Consider the following 24,266-nt stretch of genomic DNA (forward strand, 5'->3'; position numbering starts at 1 on the left):
AAAATTTGTCTTAATCACTAAAAACCAAAGACAAAACCAATGCTCACAAAGAGAAGCAAATGAGAGTGAATGAGAAGTGAAAAGACATAAAAATAATGGCTTAGTCACTCAATCACTAAATCACTTCTCTAAAGCGCAGCGCCTCTTTGTGAATAAATGTCTTAATTACTAAAACCAAAGACAAAAGCCATTGCTCACAAAGAGAAGAAAATGAGAGTAAATGAGAAGTGAAAAGACATTAAAAATAATGGCTTAGTCAATCAGTCACTAAATCACTACTCTAAAGCGCAGCGTCTCCAAAGCGTAGCGCCTCTTTGTGCAAATTTGTCTTAGTGACTTAAAACCAAAAACATTGCTCACACAGAGAAGAAAATGAGGTGGAAAAAAGCAATCACGATTTTAAATTCAGTTTTCTAGTCGCAAATTCTGGTGAAAATATTGAGTCTTCAATTTTGTAAGTTTGACGTTTATAAAAGGTTGAGGCTACTAAACCTTTCTGTTTTATCGAATATTTTATCTGTATACTATAAGCCTACTCGATAGCTTTCTTTTGCCCTTATTATTTGAGTGTTTATTCATGCTGTTAATGATCGACAATTACGATTCTTTTACTTATAACTTAGTTCAGTATTTTCAGCGGTTAGATCAAGATGTATTAGTAAAACGCAATGATGAAATTTCGATTGCAGATATAAAACAGCTTAAACCTGATCACATTGTTATTTCTCCAGGGCCATGCAGCCCTAATGAGGCGGGTATTTCACTTGATGTAGTTGATAAACTAAAAGGAAGTTACCCTATTTTAGGTATTTGTTTAGGGCATCAAACAATTGCACAAGCCTTAGGTGCCAATATTATACATGCAGCTAACGTTATGCATGGTAAAACCTCTGCTATTTCTCATAATGGTGAGGGCGTCTTTAACAACTTACCTAACCCTTTGACTGTTTGCCGTTATCATTCCTTAATTGTTGAAAAACTTACTTTACCCAAAGAGGTACAGGTTACTGCTTGGACTGAAAATAAACTGGGTGTCGAGAGTGAAATTATGGGTATACTACATCAAGATTTGGCACTAGAAGGGGTGCAATTTCATCCTGAAGCAATATTAACTGAGTTTGGTTTAGAATTGCTTGATAACTTTGTTAGCCGCTTTTAGACTGTTGTTAGTTGTAGAGTAATTATCTCATAGGGTAAAAATGTCGGATTTGGTGCAAAAACAAAAAGTACGCACGTTTGAACAGCGAGCGCATGATCTACTGCTAGGCCATAGCTTTGCACACAAACAAATGGGTTTTATCCATACTTTAGATATTGATTATGGCCAGCCTATGAAGCAGCGAACCTTATTAGAGGTTGAAATTGCCGCTCTTAATAAGCGTCAGCAATCGAGTACTGCCCACCATAAGTTTCGTGCACAAGCGAGTCAGCAATTACATGGTGTAATTGAATCAGCGATTGCAAAGCAATTAAATGATATAGATAAAGTAATAAAAGATACAATTGGAATCGAAGAAACGGTGGCTGCTTTATTCGATCTTCTAGCTGTTAAATCTGCTTCAGTAGGGCGTTTAGAGCCTTTGGTTAATAACCTAACTTGGTTGGGAAGGGATTTAGTTACTTTAGTTAATACGCCTTACTACCGTAAACAATTAAGTGCCCAGACGTCTGTGAAGGTTGATTCACCTAAATTAGCACTTCGATACATTGGGTTAGATAACTTACAGTTGGTGGTGCCAACCTTTGCTGTACGCCATTGGATGCCTCATAGCACAGAACCTTTTTCATTACTTAAACGCCGCTTACGCGATAACTCGATGGCTTGTGCCATTGCAGCGCAAAAAATTGCCCAGTTTAAAGGCGTTAATGAAAACCATGCTTTTACACTGGGGATGTTGTTAGATGTGGGTAAAATTGCTTTGGTGCGTTTATATTTAAAAACATTTGAAGCCGTTTGGCAAAGGCAAGTTCAGTTAGCGCGTAATGAAAGAAAAAAGAATTTACATACAGCGTTATTAGAACTTAAACCGGACCCTTTATTTTTAACTACCTTGTTGAATGAAAGATCCACAAAGCTCACTGCAAAAGTTATCGAAAAGATGCAGTTAAAGTTCTTACCTTTCAATAGTGTATTATCACAATTAACAGAGGGTGTTGCAAAAGGTGAGACGCTATTGCCTTTGACTGAAGTTATACAAAAAGCTCAATGTTATTCTCAATTTATTAGCCTAAAAGAACATCAGTTAATTGAATCTGACGAGGCTATTACGTGGTTCTCATACTATAACTTTAAAAACGATGAGCTAAGGCTTTTAGAATCGGTTAACTTTAGCAATTTAGCGATTAAGATAGATTGATAATCGCTTGCGAAATTATCGCTGCTAACTAACTTATAAGTTATTTTAATACGCTTGTGAGTAATCCGGGCAGTATAAATTTTAATTATTAAGTCGATAATTTGAGCTTTTCAGCTGCGTTTAAAAAAATTAGTTAAATTTTTTGTTAATTATTTACGACTAATCATTCACTCTCAATAAATAACTTACATATAACTTATTAAACTTAAGCGCTGCGTGCTTTATGGATGTATACGAAGTAAAGTTAGATTTGGCTTTTTTTTATGCAAATAGTTATTCACTATCTTTGAAATAATATCTCAACCCCTTTATTTTAAAGGGCTACACGAATTCTTTACCCAAGACAGCGGCTTTTTTTTCTGAAATAATGGACGTCTGAAAATTGAACCGTCAAGCAATTATAAAGAGTCTACTTTGTCTTTTTAGCTTATGGGTTATCAATGCAACGAATCTATATTGTTCGGTTGCTTACAATTAAGAGGAAATAAAATGACAGTTAATCGCGAATTATTTGATCAAGTAATGGTACCAAACTACGCTCCATCGAGTGTAATCCCTGTAAGAGGCGAAGGTTCTCGAGTATGGGATCAGCAAGGTCGAGAATTTATAGATTTTGCCGGTGGTATTGCTGTTAACTGTTTAGGTCATTGTCATCCCGCTTTAGTTGCAGCATTAAAAGAGCAGGGCGAAAAAATTTGGCATTTATCAAATGTGATGACCAATGAACCAGCATTACGCCTAGCAAAGAAAATGGTAGATGCTACGTTTGCAGAAAAAGCGTATTTTGCTAATTCAGGTGCTGAAGCAAATGAAGCGGCGTTAAAACTAGCACGTCGCTTTGCGTTAGATACATACGGCGCTCAAAAATCGCAAATCATTGCTTTTAATAAAGGCTTCCATGGTCGTACTTTCTTCACTGTAACTGTAGGTGGCCAAGCTGCTTATTCAGATGGTTTTGGTCCTAAGCCAGCCGATGTTGTACATTGTGATTATAACGACCTAGCTGCTTTTGAAGCGCTAATTAGTGATAATACCTGTGCCGTGATGATGGAACCATTACAAGGTGAAGGTGGTATCGTATCGCCTTCTAACGAATTTGCGAAAGGGGTTCGTGATCTTTGTACCAAACATAATGCGTTATTAATCTTTGATGAAGTACAAACGGGTGTTGGCCGTACAGGTCATTTGTATGCTTATGAAGGTTTAGACGTGGTACCTGATATATTAACTACTGCTAAAGCACTCGGCGGTGGTTTTCCTATTGGTGCAATGTTAACAACAACCGATATTGCAAAGCATTTAAAAGTAGGTACACATGGCTCAACTTACGGTGGTAATCCTCTTGCATGTGCAGTTGCAGAAGCAGCATTTGATACCGTGAATACGCCTGAGGTGCTTTCTGGGGTAGTTGAAAAAGCAGCATTATTTAATGAGTTACTCACAGCGGTAAATGCTAAATATGATGTGTTTAGTGAAATTCGTGGTCAAGGTCTATTAATTGGTGCCGTCGTAAACGAAAAGTTTGCAGGGCGCGCTAAAGAATTTCTGGTTGCGGCAACAGAGCAAGGTTTAATGACTTTAGTTGCAGGTGCTGATGTTGTGCGCTTTACTCCTTCATTAGTGATCACAGAAGATGATATACGCGAAGGTATGGCCCGTTTTGAAAAAGCGGTTGCAAGTGTTGTAAACGCTTAACAACAAACTATTTTATAGGGTGAGTATAACTTGCCCTATACACCTTAATTATCGTTCACTACAAAGGAGCAAGCTGACTCATGATGGTTTTACGTCCTATACAGCAAAATGATTATTCGGCTTTAGTTAATATCGCCCATGAATCAGGACACGGCTTTACTTCTTTACCAAATAATGAAGCGCTACTACAAAAAAAAATCGATCTTTCAATTGAGTCTTTTTCTAAGCAAACTAGCCAGCCAAATGATGAAGGCTACTTGTTTGTTTTGGAAGATACTGAAACTGGCGAAGTGGTAGGTACATCTGCCATTGAAGCTGCCGTTGGTTTAAGTGACGCTTTTTACCATTATCATTTAAGTAAAGTTATTCATTCATCTCGAGCATTAAATGTATATAAAGCAGTTGATATATTAACGCTGTGTAATGATTACACAGGGGCTACTGAGTTATGTACTTTATTTTTAAAAGATGATTATCGTAAAAACTGTAATGGGAAGTTGTTATCTAAAGCCCGCTTTATGTTTATCAATCAGCATAAACAGCGCTTTGCAGAAACCGTTATTGCTGAAATGCGTGGTGTATCTGATGAAAATGGTGATAGCCCATTTTGGCAGTGGTTAGAAGAACACTTTTTTTCTATGGATTTTCCTACGGCAGATTATTTAACAGGTATCGGGCAAAAAGAATTTATTGCCGAGCTTATGCCTAAATATCCGATCTACGTAAATTTATTAAGCAAAAGTGCCCAGGCTGTTATTGGTGAGGTGCACAGCAATACACGTCCAGCGATTGAGTTATTAAAAAGTGAAGGTTTCACCTTTAACGGCTATGTTGATATTTTTGATGCCGGGCCGACTGTTGAGGCGAAGGTTGATAATATTGCCACGATTCGTAACTCAAAAAAATTCATCGTTGAGATTGGCGAAAACAGCGGCAACACCATGGTGTTACTTGCAAACGATAAATTAACTGACTTTAGAGCAACAGTCTCTGCCTTAGCTTTCGACGAGAAAGCTAAAACCTTAGTGTTGTCACAGCAACTCGCTGATGCTTTGTTATTACAAGCTGGCGATACACTCAGTGCTACAATTATTTAATTAGGAGCAAAGTATAATGACTCATCCTGCACAATTTATTAATGGCCAATGGTCGCAAGGTCAAGGCGCATCGTTTAACTCTGTAAATCCAGCGAATAACGAAATTATTTATCAAGCCAATTCAGCGACAGCTAGCCAGGTTGACAGCGCAGTAAACGCTGCACGTGAAGCATTTTATACTTGGGCTGACAAAACATTTTCAGAGCGTTTAGCGATTGTTAAAACGTTTGCCCTGACTTTAAAAGAACACAGTGAAGAACTTGCAGTAGCGATTGCAAAAGAAACAGGTAAGCCACTTTGGGAAACTCGTACTGAAGCTGGCGCCATGGTAGGTAAAATCGCTATTTCTGAAAAAGCATTTTTAGAGCGTACGGGTGATGTAGAAAATGCAATGCCATTAGGGCGTGCAATGATACGACACAAACCTCATGGGGTTGTTGCTGTATTTGGACCTTATAACTTTCCAGGTCACTTACCTAATGGGCATATTGTTCCAGCATTGTTAGCTGGGAATACGGTTGTATTTAAACCTTCAGAATTAACACCTGGAGTTGCCGAACTAACACTTAAATTATGGCAGCAAGCTGGGTTACCAGCAGGGGTAATAAACTTAGTGCAAGGTGAGGTAGAAACAGGTAAAGCGCTGGCGTCTCATACCGGTATTGATGGCTTGTTTTTTACCGGCTCTTCTCGTACTGGTCATATTTTACATGAGCAATTTGCTGGCCAACCGGGCAAAATATTAGCTTTAGAAATGGGGGGGAATAACCCACTCATTATTACCGATGTAGAAGATAAAAAAGCGGCCATTCATGACATCATTCAATCAGCTTTTATCTCTAGTGGTCAACGTTGTACATGTGCTCGTAAATTGTTTTTACCTAGTGGTGAACAAGGTGATGCGATTTTAGCTGGTTTAATTAAGGCGACCAAAGCGATCAAAGTAGGTAACTATGATGATGAAGAGCAGCCATTTATGGGGTCTATGATCTCTAATGCCGCTGCGGCAGGAATGGCGAAAGCGCAGCAGCAATTAGCTGCTTTAGGGGGAGAAGTATTAGTTGAATTAGTTCACACTGAAAATACCGGCTTTGTGACACCTGGGATTATTGAGTGTACTAACATTACCGACTTCCCTGATGAAGAGCATTTTGGGCCATTACTTAAAGTATTTCGTTTTGAAAACTTTGATGATGCGATTGCTAAAGCGAATGACACTAGCTTTGGCTTATCAGCAGGCTTATTAAGCGATAACGAAGATGATTACACTCATTTCTTACGTCGTATACGTGCTGGTATCGTAAATTGGAACCGCCCAATTACCGGTGCATCAAGTGCTGCTCCATTTGGTGGTATTGGTGCTTCGGGTAACCATAGAGCAAGTGCTTATTATGCTGCTGACTATTGTGCTTACCCAGTTGCGTCGGTTGAACTTGAAAAGGTCGCGATGCCTGCCACGCTAAGCCCTGGTTTATCGATTGATTAAGCTTTATAAATAAGCATGTAGTGTGGTTTTATATCGTTAATAAAGCGGCTTTTGCCGCTTTTTTAGTATAACCTTTTTGTTATCCTAGTAATTAGGATGGCTTTCTGCTTAAATTGAATCAAATAATCCAGTAGAGAGAAAAATAATGGTGTTAGATAGGCAGGGTTACGACGATTTAATTATGTACCTAACTCAACACTTAGCCTTATTTGAAAAGCCGGGAGAGATAAAGGCTAACGCGCCAACTGTCATGGAATTAATTGAAGATGTAATTGCTGAAAATGTAATGCGCCTTTGTCAGCAGCACACAGAGCTGAATACCGAAGAGCGTGCTCTGATAGTGCGTGAGGTAGATGGTATAGTATATGATTTACAAGAAGTGCTTAGTAGTATTATATCGCAGCCGGTGACTGTTGAGCAGCATGCTTTCATAGATGAATTTGCAGGGTTAGTAAAAAACTTGTTTGATAGTGCGTTAGCGCATTAAATTCCCCTTCTATACGTTATTAGTTAATAATCACATTAATAACGACTTAAATAATTAGTAATACGATTGAGATATAACAATGCAAGCAAATGTACAGTGGGTTGAAGGCGATACGTTTATTGGTCGCTCTGGTTCTAATCATAATGTTGTGTTTGATGCGGGTGCAAACAGTGCAGCGCCAAGCCCAATGGAAATGGTATTAATGTCGGTGGGCTGTTGTTCATCGGTCGATGTGGTGAGTATTTTAAAAAAATCTAAGCAAGAATTTAGCGATGTGCAAGTTAAGCTTAGTAGCGAACGAGCTGAATCAGCGCCACGCGTTTTTACAAAAATTAATTTACACTTTGTTGTAACGGGTAAAAATGTATCTGAAAAGCACTTAGCAAGAGCGGTTTCTTTATCGGCAGAGAAGTATTGCTCAGTAGCTTTAATGCTTGATAAAACAGTAGAAATTACGCATAGCCATGAAGTTGTTTGTGAACAGTAAAAATAACACTTTTTCCATGAAGAAAATTCGTATAAAATCCGCGAACTTTAATTCTGCAGCTGCAGATTTCACTCAATTATAGGTTAGTTTAGTATGAACAAACCCTTCGACAAAATTAAACTTCATGGCTTTAATAATTTAACAAAAAGTTTAAGCTTTAGTATTTACGATATTTGTTACGCTAAAACGGAACAGCAACGTAAAGAATACATTGAGTATATCGATGAGCAGTATAGTGCAGATCGTCTAACGGATATTTTAGGTGAAGTGGTCGATATTATTGGTGCTAATATTTTAAGCGTTGCGCGCCAAGATTATGAACCTCAAGGTGCAAGTGTAACTATCTTAGTGTCAGAAGAGCCGGTAGAAGCACCGCAAACTTATGTTATCGATGAAGCGCCAGGCCCGTTGCCAGAGTCAGTTGTGGCACACTTAGATAAAAGCCATATATGTGTTCATACCTACCCAGAAGCTCATCCTGATGATGGTATTTGTACCTTTAGAGCAGATATTGAAGTATCGACCTGTGGTATTATTTCACCGCTTAAAGCACTTAACTTTTTAATTCATAGTTTAGAGTCTGATGTGGTTACCATTGATTACCGAGTTCGTGGTTTTACTCGTGATGTAAATGGCGTTAAGCATTATATTGATCATGCGATAAACTCAATTCAAAATTACATGACTGAAGATACTAAAGAGCTGTATCAAATGATGGATGTAAATGTTTACCAAGAAAACTTATTTCATACCAAAATGATGCTCAAAGAAACTGATCTTAATACGTACTTGTTTGGTTTATCTACTAAAGATTTAACAGATACTGAAGAAGATGAGATTCGCTCTAAATTGAATCGTGAAATTCAAGAAATTTTCTATGGTCGTAACTTACCAGATACAGAGTAAGCACTTAATACTAGAAGGGTGTTAAAACACCCTTCAACCTTTCTACTGCTCCTAACAGCCATATTACTTTATAAGTATGAGCTTTGTTTGACGAGAATTTAAATACCATACACCCGTGTTATCAAAAAACGCATCTTCTTCGAGCATAATTCTTATTTCTTTATTCCATGGCTTAATAAATACGGCATTATTTAACTCAATAGAGTACGCGGTATTTAAATGCAATGGGTAGTCACCATCGCCTGCAACACCTTGTTGAGAATCCCACATCCCCAATGTGGTACCAGCAGCATGGCCATGATAGCCCAAAGGGTGAGTGTAAATAGTTGGCTTTAACCCTTGAGCAATGGCTTTGCGTCGAGCCGCAGCAAGTACCTGATTTCCTGTTTTTCCGGCTTTAAACTCAGCGGTAAATATATCTTGTAGCTTATTCGCACTGTTAAAAGCGTTTACTAAATACGCGGGTGCCTGTGTTTCTTCCGGTTTTAAAATATAGGCGTGTTGCTGGGTGTCAGTGTTTAATCGTAAATAAGTGATACCAAAATCAACATGTAATAAATCACCGGCTCGAATCACTTTATCGTTGTAACCATTGGTAAAGCTTTGTTCATGATCAAATTGTTTATTGTCGGCTCGTTGTATGGCGACACTTGGATGAAACCATGTTTGCAATTTTAGTTGTCGAATACGCTCTCTAAACCACCATACTAAGTCATCACTGGTGGTTTCACCGACGGTGATTGCTTTAGTAGAAAACCCTTCTGCAATAATTTCATGAGCAATAGCAACAATATTTTTATACATTTCGACTTCTGGCGCAATCCGTTGCTCTAACCAAGCAATCGCTAATGGTTCGCTTGATATGATCTTATTATGATATGGCTGTGGTAGGTTCGCTAAAAAGCGTTGCTGATCACCAACAGTGAGCCCATCAGCATGTGCCCAGTGGGTTGACGTGTTAAGGGCTATATTATCAGGTTGGTATTTAGTAATTAATGCGTTTAACGCTTGCCATTGATTTGGCTCAGTGGTTTTATCCCAGCCTTTTTTAAAGCTGTTTCCTATTTTATAAGGGGCAATAGCCCACGCATCTACTTTGTTATTTTTATTGCGTGCAAACATTAAAATAGTCGTGCGCCTAGCGGATAACCATGTTGCTGGGAGCATGGTTTTTACAATTGGGTCTTCGTTATATTCTCGACTAATTAAAATCCACATATCTATATTGTGTTCATTCATTAGCTTAGGCATAAGCGTTTTTATGCGTAAGTCGGTCATATTATCAATAAATTGAGCTCGTTCTTTCATTGATAATATATCGATGGGGTTAGCGGCATTGCTAAAAGCTGTGAATAATAAAGCGATAAGGTAAGTGCAGTATAAAAAGCGTATTTTTATTAATTTTAATGTTTTCATAGGCCATGTTACAAAGATTGTTTTTTATAACATGGCATAAGTGGTGTAAAACAACAGCTATTTGAGACAAATAACTCATATTATCAACCAATGAAGCATAAACCGTTTTAAATTAGTTTCTCTGCTTTTTATTTACGGGGTGCCCCATAAATTTTTTCAGCATGATTAAATAACACCCAAGATGTTAAAATATATTTATCATTAGAAATGGGTTTGTTACCTCTATGGGTGTGAGTAAAGTAACCTGGAGCAATGACCATTGTCCCTTTTTTTGGCGCTATTTTCCTTTTTTGGTAATAAAATTCAGTTTCGCCACCTTCTTCAACATCATTTAAATAAAACATAAATAATAAGACTCTGTGTAATGCTTCATTGTGCTGTGGTTGCGGGTAAACCTCACTGTGCCAGTATGGATAACCCCCTTTATTTATATCGTATTTTTGTGCTTGTATATTGCCTAAGCGGAAAATTTGTTGCACTAAAACTGGCAACTGAGGCTTACCTATTTCGGTATAATTTTGCGCTGTTAAATCGGTAGGCTTGCCTGTTTTAGGATGATAAACCTTAAGGCCAAATGCACCAATTAACATAAAAATATTCTCTTCAATATATTTAAGTATATGCGCAGCAGCCACCTGTTGAATATGCTTTAGTTGTTTTGCATATTCAGGGTAATTATTTAAATGTAAGTCATGGCTATCTTTTTTATTTAAATCAACACCACCAGAGGTGATACCTTGTTTTAGGTGGGGGCTTTGTGAAAACATAGTGATAAAACTATCGCAAAATTCATTACTTAATGCATTATCGTAAGTGCGTATAAAGTCCGTCATGGATTACCTATTGGAATTATTATGTTTATTAATACTTGGGTGCCGCGCTTATATGAAACTGATGCGTTCGGACACATTAACAATACCGCACTCCCTGTGTGGTTTGAAAGAAAATATTTATGCCAATCGATTCAGTAATAATAACAAAAATACAGAAAACGTAGCACATAGCTTATTCGTGTTATTACATGCGCTTTACAAAACAGCCTCGCATTGACACATAATAAATTGTATGGGTTAATTAAATCGTATTTATAATATATATTAATTATTTGTTTTGTATGATTAAGGTGTGACCATGACAGGATTGTTAAGAGAAAATAAAATGCAGGAGGTTCATTTAACCGATGGAGCAGGTTTAGAGGTTTGCATACTGCCCTTTGGTGCCACCATAAAAAGCATTTTATGGCGCACTCAAGAAATGACATTGTCGGTTGCTGATAACGACTATTACCTAGATAACCCGTGTTATTTAGGAGCCACTGTTGGGCGGTTTGCCAATCGTATTGCCAAAGGCCGGTTTACCTTAGCGGGAAAGCAATATCAGCTAGCCAAAAATAATGGCACAAACTGCTTACACGGTGGTTTAGTTGGCTTTAACAAAGTACTTTGGCAAGTGATCGATCATTCGAGTGAACAGCTTACTTTATTTTATCGTTCACCTGATGGTGATCAAGGCTTTCCTGGTAATGTAGATATTTATCAACATATCAGTGTAGATAGAGGAAAGCTAAGTATCCGATTTTCTGCCACTAGCGACGCCGAAACCGTTATTAACCTTACAAATCACTGTTATTTTAACTTAGATAATAGTGGTTCTATGCTTGATCATGTACTACAAGTAAATAGTAACAATTATTTAGCTGTTGATGAAAATGCTATCCCCAAGGAGAAAGCTGAAAGTGTCGTTGGTAGCGCATTTGATTTTACTAATTTAACACGCATCGCTGATGCACTTTCAAATTCTCATCAGCAGCTTACTCTGTGTAATGGTATTGACCATTGCTATATATTTGAAAATGACAACAAATGCACAGAACTGGCCACTTTAAGCTCTTTAAACAGCGGGGTTACATTAACAGTTTCAAGTACACAACCCGGTTTGCAAGTATACACAGGGAATTATTTAGAGGCACCGTTCTTGGTACGACAAGGTATTTGTTTAGAAGCTCAAAACTGGCCGGATGCACCTAACCGAGATGATTTTCCTACTGCGAGCTTAAAACCCAACGAAGAATATTGCCACACCATTGTTTATGCATTTAGTTAATTAACAATTTGTTATTTGTTAATATTTAGCAAGCAAAAAGATAAAAAATAGTAATTTTATTAGTGCGGTTATTGACTAAATAGTTGCACTTTTTAAGGAATTAAAGTATTTATATGATAAATAATACATGAATAAATAAGTACACACACACAAAAGACAACAAACACACACTCAGGAGTTTTTAAAGATGATAATTAACAACACATTATCGTTAAATAAGAAAACCACGCTTAGTATTGCTATTGCAGGTATCTTGGCAAGTGGTCACGCATTTGCACAAGATGCTGAAGTCGACACAACTTCAGTATCTAAAGGTGTAGAAATCATTGCAGTTACAGGTATTCGTAGTAGCTTACGCTCTTCAATGTTAGATAAAAAAGCCTCTAATGTCGTTACTGATGGTATCAAAGCTGAAGATTTGGGTAAGTTTCCAGATTTGAATGTAGCCGAATCATTACAGCGTATTACCGGTGTGGCGATTGACCGCAGCGGTGGAGAAGGTCAAGCAGTGACGATTCGTGGTTTTGGACCACAGTTTAATACTGTATTAGTTAATGGCCGACAAATAGCAACCGATAGTGCTGGGCGCGAATTTAACTTTGATGTATTAGCTGCCGATCAAATTACGGGCGCAGATATTTATAAAAGTAACAGTGCTAAGCTACAAGAAGGCGGTATTGGCGGTACTATCAATGTAACGACTGCACGTCCTTTCGATTTTGGTGGTATGCATATTATTGGCTCTGTGAAGGGGATGTACGAAGATTTATCAGAAGAAGTATCTCCTTCGGCTTCTTTTTTATTTAGTAACACATTTAATGATGACAAGTTAGGTGTGCTTTTTGCTATTACCAACCAGCAACGTAAACTACAAAACAACCAAATTCTTACGGCAGGCTGGCGGGGCGGACAAACTATTTCTAACCCTACCGATGGAGTATTATTTGAAGATGCTTATATTCCACGTAACTGGGATCAGGTGGTCGATGAACAAGACAGAGAGCGCACAAACGCAAGTTTAGTACTGCAATATGCCCCATCTGATGATGTTACTGTAACACTCGATGGCTTTATTTCTAAATTTGAAGTGGATTCGACAGTGCGCGATTTAGCATCGTGGTTCGAACCAGACCGAGTGGGCAGTGCAACAATTGACCCAGAAACGGGTACGTTACTATCATTCACTCAAGAAACAGGATTAGGTGCACCTAGCGGTGATCCTGCTACCGATTTTGTGTCACATACACGTAACTCTCGTGATGTTACAAATAAAGCATTTGGTGTGAATGTAGATTGGCAAGTGAATGACTCATTAAAAGCCACTTTTGATGCTTCTCATTCAACCGCTGAAAATGATCGTGCAGGGCAAGATCGCTTTAACGTCGTGGGTATCATTAATAGTTATAGTTTTGATGCAACAGGCAGTATACCTACGGTCATTCACGACGGTTTTGAAAATGGTGAGCTACCAGATGCTAGCCTTGCGCGTTTACATTACAACGAGCAAGGTAATCAATTTACTGATCAAGATGAAATTACTGAATTGAAAGCCGATTTTGTATACGTACCCGATAGAGGACCTTTAGAGGCGATTAATTTTGGGGCTTATCGACAGGAACGCGAGAAATCGAGCTTTCAAATTTTTGGTAGTCAGTGTCAGTTTTGTGGATATGGCAGCGCAGCGCCAACTGATTTTATAGACTTTGAAGCGTACACTGCAAGTAATTACTTCCCTGGCTTAATTGATACATTTTACAGTTTTGATGGCGAAAAAATGGAGCAATACTTAGCTGAGCAAGGTTACCCTATTGAAGCAACCTTACAAAATAACCGCTATACTATAAACGAAGACATCTCTAGTTTATATATGGACTTTACATTAGGGTTTGATATTGAAGATATGCCGGTCACTATTAACTTTGGTGCTCGTTATTCACAAACAGATATAGATGTTTCGGCAGTACAAAGCTTTATTGCTGATGTAGTACCTACCTCTGATGCCACGTTATTTGCAAATGTGTTTGGCCCTGCTACCGATATTACACAAGGTACTCGCTACTCTAATTTGCTCCCATCATTTAATGCAAAACTTGAATTACAAGAAAATATGGTTTTACGTTTTGCAGCTTACGATAGCATTACACGGCCAACGATGTCGCAGTTATCACCGGCAACTACATTTAACGAACCGCGTCGCCAAAACTTAACCGCAAGCGGGGGAAATCCTGCACTTAAACCGTTCCAATCAGAAAATTGGGATATCTCTTATGAGTGGTATTACAACGATGCAAACTTATTTAGTTTTGCAGTGTTTAGTAAAGAAGTTGATGACTTTATTGTGACGTTAACGGGAGAAGAAACCTATAACATGACTGATCGTACTGGCCCTGATTATGCCTGTACTTCATGTAATGGTGAAACCGATGCTGAGCTTAATGGTAGCTCTGAGATATACACTGTAAGTCGTCCACAAAATGGTGAATCAGCAAAAGTAACGGGGTATGAAATTGGTATTACTCATTTATTCGACAATGGTTTCGGTATTATTGCAAATGCCACTGTTGTTGATAGTGATGTGAGTATTTCGGCAGATTCAAGTGAAACGTTTGCGCTTGAAGGGTTAGGTGATTCGCAAAATTTAGTGGTGTTTTATGAGCAAGATAATTGGCAAGCCCGCATTGCTTTTAATAACCGTGAAGGCTTTTTACGCTTAGTTGATAATGGCTTTAATGGCGAGCCTGTTAATGTAGAAACTTATGGCCAATGGGATATTAGTGGGAGTTATGATATTAACGAAAATTTCACTATTTTTGCTGAAGGTATCAATATTACAGGTGAGGAGCTAGTACAAACAGGACGCTTTGCTAATCAAATTTACTCAGTTGAAGATAATGGCTCACGCTTTGCTTTTGGTATTCGTGGTACTTATTAATCAATAGCCTTAATACGTGCTCAGCAATGAGCACGTATTTGTTTTAAGTAAACAACGAAAGAGTAAATTATGCAAAAAGCAATTAAAACAGTTGCCGTTGTTGGGGGAGGCACCGCTGGTTGGTTGAGCGCAGCAATTATTGCCGCTGAACATAAAAGTCAGCAAGGTGGGCTAAAGGTTATTTTAGTTGAATCGTCAGACATTCCAACGGTTGGGGTGGGTGAGGGTACTTGGCCGACAATGAAAAACACTTTACAGCAAATTGGCCTGCGCGAAATCGATGTGTTTAAAGCCTGCAATGCCAGTTTTAAACAAGGGGGGAAGTTTGTTGATTGGACGTATGGCTCTGGTGACTTTTATTATCACCCTTTTACTGTCCCATTAGGTTATGGTCGTATAGATCTGGCCCCCTATGTAAATAATGTAGAAAACTTTGCACAACAAAGTAATTTCCAACATGAAGTGTGTGAAGCAAGTTTAGCTCCTCGAAATATCGCTCAGGGTGAGTATCAAGGGAGTTGTAATTACGCCTATCATTTAGATGCTGGAGCATTTGCCAATTTATTAAAACAACATTGTAAAGAAGCTTTATTGGTCGAGCATGTTGTTGGCACGGTTAAAGAGGTTCAGCTTGATAACAGCGGTGCTATTAATTCACTTATCCTACAAGATACAGACACGCTAATTGAAGCCGATTTATATATAGACTGCACCGGTTTTTCTGCACTTTTATTAGGTCAGGCGCTAAAAATACCCTTTAAAAAAATGGATCATGTTCTATTTAACGATAGCGCCTTAGCCATGCAAGTACCTTATGATGAAAATCAGCCTCTTTTAGCTAGTCATACGATTGCGACAGCACAAAATACGGGTTGGATATGGGATATTGGCTTAACTCATCGTCGGGGGGTTGGGCATGTATATTCGAGTAAGTTTATTTCAGATGAAGAGGCTGAAATCAATCTAAGACGCTACTTGGGCGATGCGGCTAAGGGATTAACTGCACGCAAAATTACTTTTGAATCCGGGTACCGTGAAAAATTTTGGCATAAAAACTGTGTCGCAATTGGTATGGCAGCAGGGTTTGTTGAGCCTTTAGAGGCCACTGCTATTATGTTAGTTGAAATTTCAGCGCGTTTTGTTGCCGAGCAAATGCCAACAAATACTCAAGTGATGCCTATCATTGCTAAGCGCTTTAATAACCAAATGGATTATCGTTGGCAGCGTATTATCGATTTTTTAAAATTACATTATATGCTTACGAAACGAAAGGAGCCTTATTGGCTGGCGCATACCCAGCCAAATAGCATTCCTCAAAGCTTACAAGAGGATTTATTATTATGGAGTACTCGAGGTCCACAAATACAAGATTTTCAAGGACCATTAGAGCTATTCCCCGCTGCAAGTTATCAATATGTGTTATATGGCATGGGATTTCAGCCTGATTTTTCTCAACATGCTTATTTATATCAGCAACACGCTCAAGCTCAGCAAATCATTGAACGTAACAGCCAGCTTACTGAGCAAATGTTACAAACCTTACCCCCTCACCGTGCTTTTATAGAGCAATGGTTGGCAACTCAATCTGTTTAAGGGCATAAAAATGGCAATGAGTGAATTATCAAGTAATAAGCATAAAGCACTTAAAGTAAGTGATTATGCCGGTATTGAGTACGCAAACACTCAACATTTAATGAATATACGCGTAACCGAAGTGGCCAAAGTCGCCTGTGAACAGAGCGTGTTTTTTGCTCGAAATTCACATAATGGCCATTACACTTTATCGGCATTGGCAAGCTTTAGTGTAAAGCAAAATTTGTTTGTAAATAACTTACAGTGGCAGGCTTTGTATACCCCTGTGTGTATGCAAGTTTATCCATTGCAGTTATTAACGCGCGCAGCAAATAGCCGAGATTATTTTATCGCCATAGATGACACAAGCAAAGCGCTGAATGAGAGTGATGGGCAGGCATTATTTGATGATAACGGCAATCCGAGTTTGTATTTATCGGCACAAAAAAAGTTACTCGAAAGCGATTTAAATAATGATTACTTGAGTTATCAATTTATCGAAAAAATGACGCAATTAGGGCTAATTAAAGGCATTGATATTGTTCTTGAATTTGAAGGCATTGCAGCACAAACCATTCAAGGGTTAAGCACAATTGATGAAGATAAACTTAAAACGCTCGACGACAATACCATTATTGAGCTGCACAAGCTCGGTTATATGAGTGTAATAAATGCGATGTTGTTATCGCTTTTTCAGCTTAATGCACTGGTTAAATTACATAATAAACAACCTCATTTAAACACCTTGAAGCAGGTTAAATTAATGGTGAGTAATAATCTTAATACACTTTAATTACACACATTGTAAAACACACACACAAAAGGTTGCGCATAATGCGCAGAGGACACACACATGTCAGACAACATTTTACAGCTGGTGGTATTTGTTTTTGTTACCACCTTGATCGGGGGGCTTACTTATTGGAAGTGCCGGGGTCAAAATCGTGGCGAAGGTGGTAATCAAACCAAAGAATACTTTTTAGCAGGAGGCGGATTAACTTGGATGTTTGTTGCCGGCTCAATCACATTGACTAATTTGAGTACTGATCAGCTGGTGGGAATGAATGGTAACCAAATGGCATTATTGGTGTGGTGGGAGTTTGCTGCCATTTTAGGGCTTATTATATTGGCCAAAGTATTTATTCCTGTTTATTACAAATACAATTGTACTACCACAACGGAGTTACTTGAAAAACGCTATAACAATAAACATATTCGGGCCGTTATTGGTGGCTTATTCTTTTTAGGTAATGCACTGATTTATATGCCAGCAGTAATTTACTCAGGTGCTTTATTCATGCAGAGCATGTTTAAAGTGGATATACCATTAATGTATATAGCCACACCCTTTGCTTTAGTGGGCGCTGTGTATGCTTTTTTTGGTGGGTTAAGAGCCGTTGCAGTTTCTGATACTTTTAATGGGTTATTAGTACTGGGAATGGCAGTTTTAGTGGTGTTTTTGGCTCTCAGTGCAATAGATTATGATTTTAGTGGCATTCCCGCTGAGCGGTTAACCTTGATTGGTGGCCCTGATTCACCCATTCCTTGGCCTACGTTGTTAACTGGGATGATATTTATTCAAATGTATTATTGGGGGACTAATCAAACAATTACACAGCGAGCAATGGCTGCACCAACGGTTAAAGAAGCGCAAAAAGGTGTATTTGCTGCGGCCGGGATCCGGTTTTTAATTGTTCCTGCAATAGTTGTTTTACCAGGTATTATTTCATTCAAGCTATACGGCGATATTGGTGATGCGGCGTATGGCCGTATTGTCGGGGATATTATGCCAGCATGGTTAACGGGTGTTTTTGCTGCAGCAATGGCTGCGGCAGTGTTGTCTACTTATAACAGCTTACTAAATTCTGCCACTGCATTATACGTATGTGATATTCACCAAGCATATTTTAATAAAACCCCAAGCGTTGTGAAGCTCAGTGGTTATGTCACTTTATTATTAACCAGTTTAACACTGATATTAGTGCCTATTTATCAACAAGCAGACAGTATTATCAACTTATTGCAGCAGTTGAATGGCTTATTAAGTATGCCAATATTTTCTATTTTTGTAGTGGGTTTACTGTTTAAAAATGTAGATGCTCGCGCAGGGATTTCGGCCGTTATTTTAGGTGTTGTTATGTATGGGGCACTCACATTTAAAACATCCCCATTGCACAGCGATGTTCATTATATTCACTTAATGCCAATTACTTTAATTGTCTGTGTGTCGTTTGCATTATTAGTGAATAAATTAGTGTTTAAGCAAACTGCGCAATGGGCTTTTAGATCTCAAGAACCAACAACCTAGCATAAAAATTTTTAAATATTAGCGAGGTAAAATTGGCCAAGGAATACTTGGCTGATTTTATATAACACGACACTTAATTATTTGTACGTTACATACGACTAATTTTAGTTTATTTAACACTGATAATTTTTAACACACATTTACACACACGAATAAAAAAGAGGATAGGACTCTATGGCTAAGTTTAACCCGTTTTATCGATTAGATAGTCAACATTGCACCGCTATATTTGACTGCCAAGGTAAAACACCCGCGTTACTATATTTTGGAAAACGCCTATCTAAATACACGAGCGATATTATGCTTTCGCAGCTTGCAACACGACAAGAGGTTAAATGCGCCGCGGTGCTCGAAGCACCCATTTCATTATCTCCGTTGTTAGGAGAAGGCTTTACAGGTGCACCGGGCATTGAGCTGACAAATGAATCAATTGCATGGTCGTTAGGGCCTACTTTGCAACGCGTGGATGAAACGAATGGGAATGGGCTGGTATTTATCAGCCTTGATGCGTTACGTGGTGTTGAGGTTACTCATCATATAACCCTTGATTACAATCATAATGTGTTAAGTGCTTCTACGCGATTAACGAATCTTGGTGATGCTGCGTTGCAGGTTAATTACTGTGCTGCACCTAGCTTTCCATTACCGGATAATATGAATAACGTAGTGAGCTTTGAAGGGCGTTGGTCCAATGAATTTCAACGCCAACCAGTTGATTTATTTTTAGGTGCTTTTGTACGTGAAAATCGCAAAGGCAAAACCTCCCATGATGTCTTCCCTGGTTTATTGATGCATAACGATGGTGCGGGTGAGCAATTTGGAGAGTGTTTTGGTTTTCACTTAGGTTGGAGTGGTAATACCAAACTGCGTGCCGAACTACTGCCAGAAGGACGTCGTTATGTGCAAATGGGCGAGTTATTATTACCCGGCGAATTAACTCTAGTAAAAGGTCAAACTTATCAAAGTCCTACCCTATATACATCGTTTTCCGAACAGGGGTTTAGTGCTTTATCACGTAACTTCCATGGCTTTGTCAAAGCTAATTTGTTGTCTGATGAGCAGCAACGCAAGGCACGCCCTGTTCATTATAATACCTGGGAAGGCATTTACTTTGACCATGACATCGAAACACTTAAACAGCTAGCCGATAAAGTAGCCCCATTAGGTGTTGAACGTTTTGTTCTTGATGATGGTTGGTTTAAAGGGCGTCGTGGTGATAATGCTGGTTTAGGTGATTGGGTTGTCGATAAAGAAATTTATCCACAGGGATTAGCACCTATCATTGCGCATGTTAACCATTTAGGTATGGAGTTTGGGCTTTGGTTTGAACCCGAAATGGTTAACCCCGATAGCGATTTATATCGTGCTCACCCCGATTGGGTGTTGAGTACACAGAATAATGAGCAATTGAGTTTTCGAAACCAGTTAGTACTGGATTTAACGCGTACCGAGGTCGTAGAGTATCTTTATCAAGCGATTAACGATATTTTGTGTGAATATCCGCTAATAAAATACATAAAATGGGATATGAATCGAGATATTAATCATGCCGGTAATTTTGCCGGTAAACCGGCTATTCATCAACAAACATTAGCATTGTACCGACTTATTGATCGTATTAAATCAGCGCACCCAGGGCTTGAAATAGAAAGTTGTTCATCGGGGGGGGCACGTGTTGATTATGGCGTGCTTGCACATACAGATAGGGTATGGACCTCAGACTCTAATGATGCACTTGATCGGCTTGAAATCCAACGAGGTTGTTCATTCTTTTTTCCCTCATCGGTTATGGGGGCACACGTAGGACCACGCGAATGTCACATTACGGGGCGTAATATTAGTATTGAAATGCGTGCTGCGGTTTCTTTGTTTGGTCACATGGGAATTGAAATGGACCCAAGAGAGTTAACCGATCATGAGTACAATACGCTAAAGTCTGCAATTGCATTGCATCAAAAGTATCGTGATTTTATTCATAGTGCCGATTTATATCGTTTAGATAGTGATGGTTTATCAATTAATTTTGGTTTAATTAATCAAGATAAAACCGCGGCATTATTTGCTTATAACAGTGTCCGCGAAACCCCTCGCACAGCCCCTAATAAATTACGATTTGTGGGACTTGAAGCCGATACGCAATACACACTTAATTTAGTGTGGCCAGTGATATTTGATGAATATCGCCCCTCGGCAATTGCTGCGGTAAATGGGCAAACATATACTGGTGAGGCACTGATGGAGTTTGGTTTGCAAATGCCTATTTCATTTCCACAAACATCACTTATTTTCTCATTAAATAAATGTCATTAGGGTTGAGCTAGTCTGGACTTTAAACCTTTTAAAAAGGAGCCGATTAGTTGGCTCCTTTTTTATGCTTAGTTTAATCTAGCTTAGACTCAATCAATTCAAGCGCTTCGGCTAAGATAGTGTCTACCGCTTGTTTCGCTTTCTCTGGATTACGTGATTTTATCGTATTTAAAATGTCAGCATGTTTAGCAACATCGGCACCAGGGACCCCTTTAATATGATTTGTATAGCGAATACTGACACGTAAAGCGGTACTAATAAATTCAGTTAGCTGAACAAAAAAACGATTATTACTAGCGACTAAAATACTGGTATGAAAAGCAATATCTGCCTCTAAAGGATCATCTAATCCGATATCGGCATCGGCCATTCTTGCTAATGCGTTATCGATATTTTCAAGTTGCTCAGCACTTGCACTCACAGCAGCAAGGGCAGCAGCTTGTGGCTCAAGTGCTACACGTACTTGTGTAAATTCTTTAAGTAGTGATAAAGAGGGTTTGCTACTTAATATCCAACGTAAAACATCGGTGTCGAACATATTCCAGTTACTTTCAGGTAATACACGAATACCTTGTTTAGGCCTTGATGAAATCAGTCCCTTTGCCGAGAGCATTTTTACAGCTTCGCGAGTGGCACTGCGGCTCACATCATATTTTATACATAGATCGGCTTCAGAAGGTAAGCCCTCGTTGATAGGGTATACACCACGGACAATTTCAAACCCTAAATCGTGGGCAAGCTGCTGAGTTAAATTTTGGCGAGGTTGGCTTTTCATGACAAATTTCCGAATAAGGCTTTGCTTAATTATATAACATATATCATATTAATAAACATGGGGGTATGATATTAATTCATGAAGTAGGTGGTGTGCTATTTTTGCGGCTAGCTAATAAAACCGAACCATATCGCTAAAGTACGTTGTTTACGCATTATTATTCGACAGGAGCTACTTATGACTCTTTCAGTGCATTATCACAGCCTTGCAAATAAAGTTGTATTTATTACCGGTGGAGCCTCTGGAATTGGTCGTGCTATGGTTAAGGCATTTGTTGCCCAAGGTGCCAAGGTCGCGTTTATTGATATTGACGATAGTGCAGCGCAGTCATTAAAAAATGAATTGATGGATCACAATATATGGTATCGGCAAGTTGATGTAACAGATGCAAGTGCGCTACAGCAGTCCCTCGTTGATGCATGTGCTGTATTAGGTACTGTTAATGTTTTGGTAAATAATGTCGCCAACGATCGGCGTCAACCAAGTGAAGATGTGACTGTGCAAGATTGGGATCAATGCTTACAAATTAACTTAAATCCGGCCTTCTTTGCTTCGCAAGTGGCAATGTCTTTTATGAAGCAACAACATAGTGGCAGCATTATTAACTTTAGCTCTATTAATGCCATTATGGGGCAACCTCAAATGGCAGGGTATGTTACCGCCAAAGCAGGCTTAATCGGAATGACAAAAGCATTGGCGCGTGATTATGGTGAATTTGGCATTAGGGTTAATGCTATTTTACCGGGCTGGGTGGCCACAGAGCGCCAGTTAGCCAGCTGGTTTACTGCGCAAGAGCAGGTAAAGTGGATGGAAGCAATGGCATTAAAAAAATTAGTGACGCCTGAAGATGTCGCTAACTTAGCTCTATTTTTAGCCTCTGATGAGAGCAGCATGCTTACCGGCCAAGGAATAAAAATAGATGGCGGGAGGCTATAGTCATGTCATTAAAAAATACTTTTATTGCTATTGATTGGGGGACGAGTCATTTACGCGCTTATCTTTGTAACACATACAGTGATAAACGCTTTGAATTAATTGCGCAACGTGATGGGCCTGGTGTTATTAAAGGAAAAAAAACCTTTTCACAGATTATGGAACAAGCTATCGCGCCTTGGGCTCATGAGTATGGTACGCCTGCAGTATTAATGGCGGGGCAAATTACCTCAAGTATTGGCTGGATTGAAACGCCATATATGAAATGCCCAGTCAATCCTGAAAAATTACTCAGTAGTGCCTTAAAGCAAAATAGTAAACAGTATGCGATTACGGCATTACCCGGTGCACAATGCGTGCTGCATAATACGATGCTAGATGTTATGCGCGGGGAGGAGTTACAAATACTAGGGTTTTTAAAACAAAATCCAGCTTACAGCCAAGGAAAAGTTTTACTTTGTTTACCTGGAACGCATACCAAGTGGGTGTTGTTAGAAGATGGCTTAATAGTGTGTTTTAAAACGGCAATGACAGGTGAGTTTTATGATTTACTGTGCCATCAAAGTGTTTTAATTGCGAATGATTGTCAAGGCGGGGAGTTTGATTGGCAAGCCTATGAGCAAGGCTGCAATCTAACTTTAGGCAGTAATAGCGGAAATTTAGCACATGGTATTTTTAGTGTGAGAACCCGACAGTTATCTAAAGAACTTGATTCGGTGCAGGCGAAAGCGTATTTATCGGGAGTATTAATTGGCAGTGATGTACGCGCTGCACGTTATGCGACAGAATGGCAGCTAGTACCAGGTAGCAAAGTGGTGGTGATTGGCACTGAGCAATTAAATCGTTGCTTTGCTACGGCATTAAGCCATGTCGGTGTGCAATGCGATACTTTTTCAGTGCATACCGCTACGTTATCAGGCTTTAATTATTTACACCATCAACAGATAGCGTCTCAATCGCCTTTATAATTGCTTTATTTGCTGCTGGGAAGGTATAGTTTTTCAATTCCTGGATAGCTACCCATGCATGTTCTTGTCCTTCAGCTCCATGGGCTATACCCTTGAAGTCATTTACAAGATGTACTTCCAGTTTTACGTATTTATCGCCATAGTCATGTTCAATGACCATTAGTTCTGAGGAGCTATTAATGCTTAAACCTATTTCTTCTTTTAATTCGCGATAAAGTGCCTCAAATAATGTTTCGTCAGACTCGACCTTTCCACCAGGAAACTCCCATAATCCACCTTGATGTTGGTTTTCGTTACGTTTACAGATAAAGATTTGGTTATCTTTTTTAATAACACCTACGGCTACGCGAACAACTTTTTTAGACATATTAAACCTTTAATGTGTACGGCATTTCTTTATTAATTAAATTTGGTCATAAAAAAAGCGACGCTAGCGC

At 38.8% G+C, this 24,266-nt stretch carries 20 protein-coding genes and 1 pseudogene; 17 read left to right on the plus strand and 4 right to left on the minus strand.

All coding sequences use genetic code 11. The features are described from left to right. Positions 1-577: 577 nt before the first annotated feature. From J8L70_RS04980 to speD, 8 genes are all read left to right on the plus strand, one after another. Complete coding sequence (locus J8L70_RS04980) at positions 578-1,159, plus strand: aminodeoxychorismate/anthranilate synthase component II (RefSeq protein ID WP_211054385.1); 582 nt, start codon at positions 578-580, stop codon at positions 1,157-1,159. 40 nt (positions 1,160-1,199) lie between these two features. Beyond that, positions 1,200-2,357 carry an HDOD domain-containing protein gene (locus J8L70_RS04985; protein WP_211054386.1) on the plus strand — a complete coding sequence of 386 codons (1,158 nt, stop codon included), beginning with the start codon at positions 1,200-1,202 and terminating at the stop codon, positions 2,355-2,357. Between the two features lie 489 nt (positions 2,358-2,846). After that, positions 2,847-4,052, plus strand: a complete 1,206-nt coding sequence (locus J8L70_RS04990) for an aspartate aminotransferase family protein (protein WP_211054387.1) — start codon at positions 2,847-2,849, stop codon at positions 4,050-4,052. Between the two features lie 80 nt (positions 4,053-4,132). Further along, on the plus strand, positions 4,133-5,149 hold the full coding sequence (gene astA, locus J8L70_RS04995; RefSeq protein WP_211054388.1) for an arginine N-succinyltransferase: 1,017 nt from the start codon (positions 4,133-4,135) through the stop codon (positions 5,147-5,149). A 16-nt stretch (positions 5,150-5,165) separates the two neighbouring features. Then, complete coding sequence (gene astD / locus J8L70_RS05000; RefSeq protein ID WP_211054389.1) at positions 5,166-6,635, plus strand: succinylglutamate-semialdehyde dehydrogenase; 1,470 nt, start codon at positions 5,166-5,168, stop codon at positions 6,633-6,635. Positions 6,636-6,780: 145 nt separating this feature from the next. After that, positions 6,781-7,122, plus strand: a complete 342-nt coding sequence (locus J8L70_RS05005; RefSeq protein WP_211054390.1) for a DUF3802 family protein — start codon at positions 6,781-6,783, stop codon at positions 7,120-7,122. A gap of 79 nt (positions 7,123-7,201) precedes the next feature. Next, complete coding sequence (locus J8L70_RS05010) at positions 7,202-7,609, plus strand: OsmC family protein (protein WP_211054391.1); 408 nt, start codon at positions 7,202-7,204, stop codon at positions 7,607-7,609. 93 nt (positions 7,610-7,702) lie between these two features. Next, positions 7,703-8,515: an adenosylmethionine decarboxylase gene (gene speD / locus J8L70_RS05015; RefSeq protein ID WP_211054392.1), complete on the plus strand. Its 813-nt coding sequence runs from the start codon at positions 7,703-7,705 to the stop codon at positions 8,513-8,515. Between the two features lie 63 nt (positions 8,516-8,578). Here the strand turns inward: speD and J8L70_RS05020 are convergent, their stop codons facing one another. Both J8L70_RS05020 and J8L70_RS05025 read right to left on the minus strand, forming a co-directional pair. Next, a complete protein-coding gene (locus J8L70_RS05020) occupies positions 8,579-9,931 on the minus strand; it encodes a M24 family metallopeptidase (protein ID WP_211054393.1) in 1,353 nt (450 codons plus the stop codon). Between the two features lie 128 nt (positions 9,932-10,059). Then, entirely contained in the window at positions 10,060-10,764 is a 705-nt protein-coding gene (locus tag J8L70_RS05025) for a 2OG-Fe(II) oxygenase (RefSeq protein WP_211054394.1), read from the minus strand. A gap of 21 nt (positions 10,765-10,785) precedes the next feature. Between J8L70_RS05025 and J8L70_RS16040 the strand changes: the two are divergent. The 7 genes and pseudogenes from J8L70_RS16040 to J8L70_RS05055 form a co-directional block, all read left to right on the plus strand. After that, positions 10,786-10,872: pseudogene (locus J8L70_RS16040) on the plus strand (acyl-CoA thioesterase); the annotation flags it as partial. Positions 10,873-11,062: 190 nt separating this feature from the next. Further along, positions 11,063-12,034, plus strand: a complete 972-nt coding sequence (locus J8L70_RS05030; protein ID WP_211054395.1) for an aldose epimerase family protein — start codon at positions 11,063-11,065, stop codon at positions 12,032-12,034. Between the two features lie 187 nt (positions 12,035-12,221). After that, entirely contained in the window at positions 12,222-14,966 is a 2,745-nt protein-coding gene (locus J8L70_RS05035; RefSeq protein ID WP_211054396.1) for a TonB-dependent receptor, read from the plus strand. 69 nt (positions 14,967-15,035) lie between these two features. Continuing rightward, a complete protein-coding gene (locus J8L70_RS05040) occupies positions 15,036-16,559 on the plus strand; it encodes a tryptophan halogenase family protein (RefSeq protein ID WP_211054397.1) in 1,524 nt (507 codons plus the stop codon). Between the two features lie 10 nt (positions 16,560-16,569). Beyond that, complete coding sequence (locus tag J8L70_RS05045; RefSeq protein WP_211054398.1) at positions 16,570-17,331, plus strand: SapC family protein; 762 nt, start codon at positions 16,570-16,572, stop codon at positions 17,329-17,331. A gap of 60 nt (positions 17,332-17,391) precedes the next feature. Further along, positions 17,392-18,846 carry an SLC5 family protein gene (locus tag J8L70_RS05050; protein WP_211054399.1) on the plus strand — a complete coding sequence of 485 codons (1,455 nt, stop codon included), beginning with the start codon at positions 17,392-17,394 and terminating at the stop codon, positions 18,844-18,846. 174 nt (positions 18,847-19,020) lie between these two features. Further along, positions 19,021-21,156 (plus strand): alpha-galactosidase, encoded by a 2,136-nt coding sequence (locus J8L70_RS05055; protein WP_211054400.1) that lies wholly within the window; start codon positions 19,021-19,023, stop codon positions 21,154-21,156. Between the two features lie 70 nt (positions 21,157-21,226). On the opposite strand, the gene J8L70_RS05060 is transcribed toward J8L70_RS05055, so the two are convergent. After that, a complete protein-coding gene (locus tag J8L70_RS05060) occupies positions 21,227-21,928 on the minus strand; it encodes a FadR/GntR family transcriptional regulator (RefSeq protein ID WP_211054401.1) in 702 nt (233 codons plus the stop codon). 177 nt (positions 21,929-22,105) lie between these two features. Between J8L70_RS05060 and J8L70_RS05065 the strand changes: the two genes are divergently transcribed. Both J8L70_RS05065 and J8L70_RS05070 read left to right on the plus strand, forming a co-directional pair. Next, the gene (locus tag J8L70_RS05065) at positions 22,106-22,864 is read left to right on the plus strand and encodes an SDR family NAD(P)-dependent oxidoreductase (protein WP_211054402.1); all 759 of its coding nucleotides are present in this window, start codon (positions 22,106-22,108) and stop codon (positions 22,862-22,864) included. Between the two features lie 2 nt (positions 22,865-22,866). Continuing rightward, positions 22,867-23,829, plus strand: coding sequence for a 2-dehydro-3-deoxygalactonokinase (locus J8L70_RS05070; RefSeq protein ID WP_211054403.1), 963 nt, complete (start codon positions 22,867-22,869; stop codon positions 23,827-23,829). Here the strand turns inward: J8L70_RS05070 and mutT are convergent. Continuing rightward, on the minus strand, positions 23,783-24,196 hold the full coding sequence (mutT, locus tag J8L70_RS05075; RefSeq protein WP_211054404.1) for an 8-oxo-dGTP diphosphatase MutT: 414 nt from the start codon (positions 24,194-24,196) through the stop codon (positions 23,783-23,785). The two genes, J8L70_RS05070 and mutT, sit on opposite strands and share 47 nt — an antisense overlap. Positions 24,197-24,266: the final 70 nt, after the last annotated feature.

The organism is Pseudoalteromonas sp. MMG010, from assembly GCF_018100905.1.
Lineage (GTDB): Bacteria > Pseudomonadota > Gammaproteobacteria > Enterobacterales > Alteromonadaceae > Pseudoalteromonas.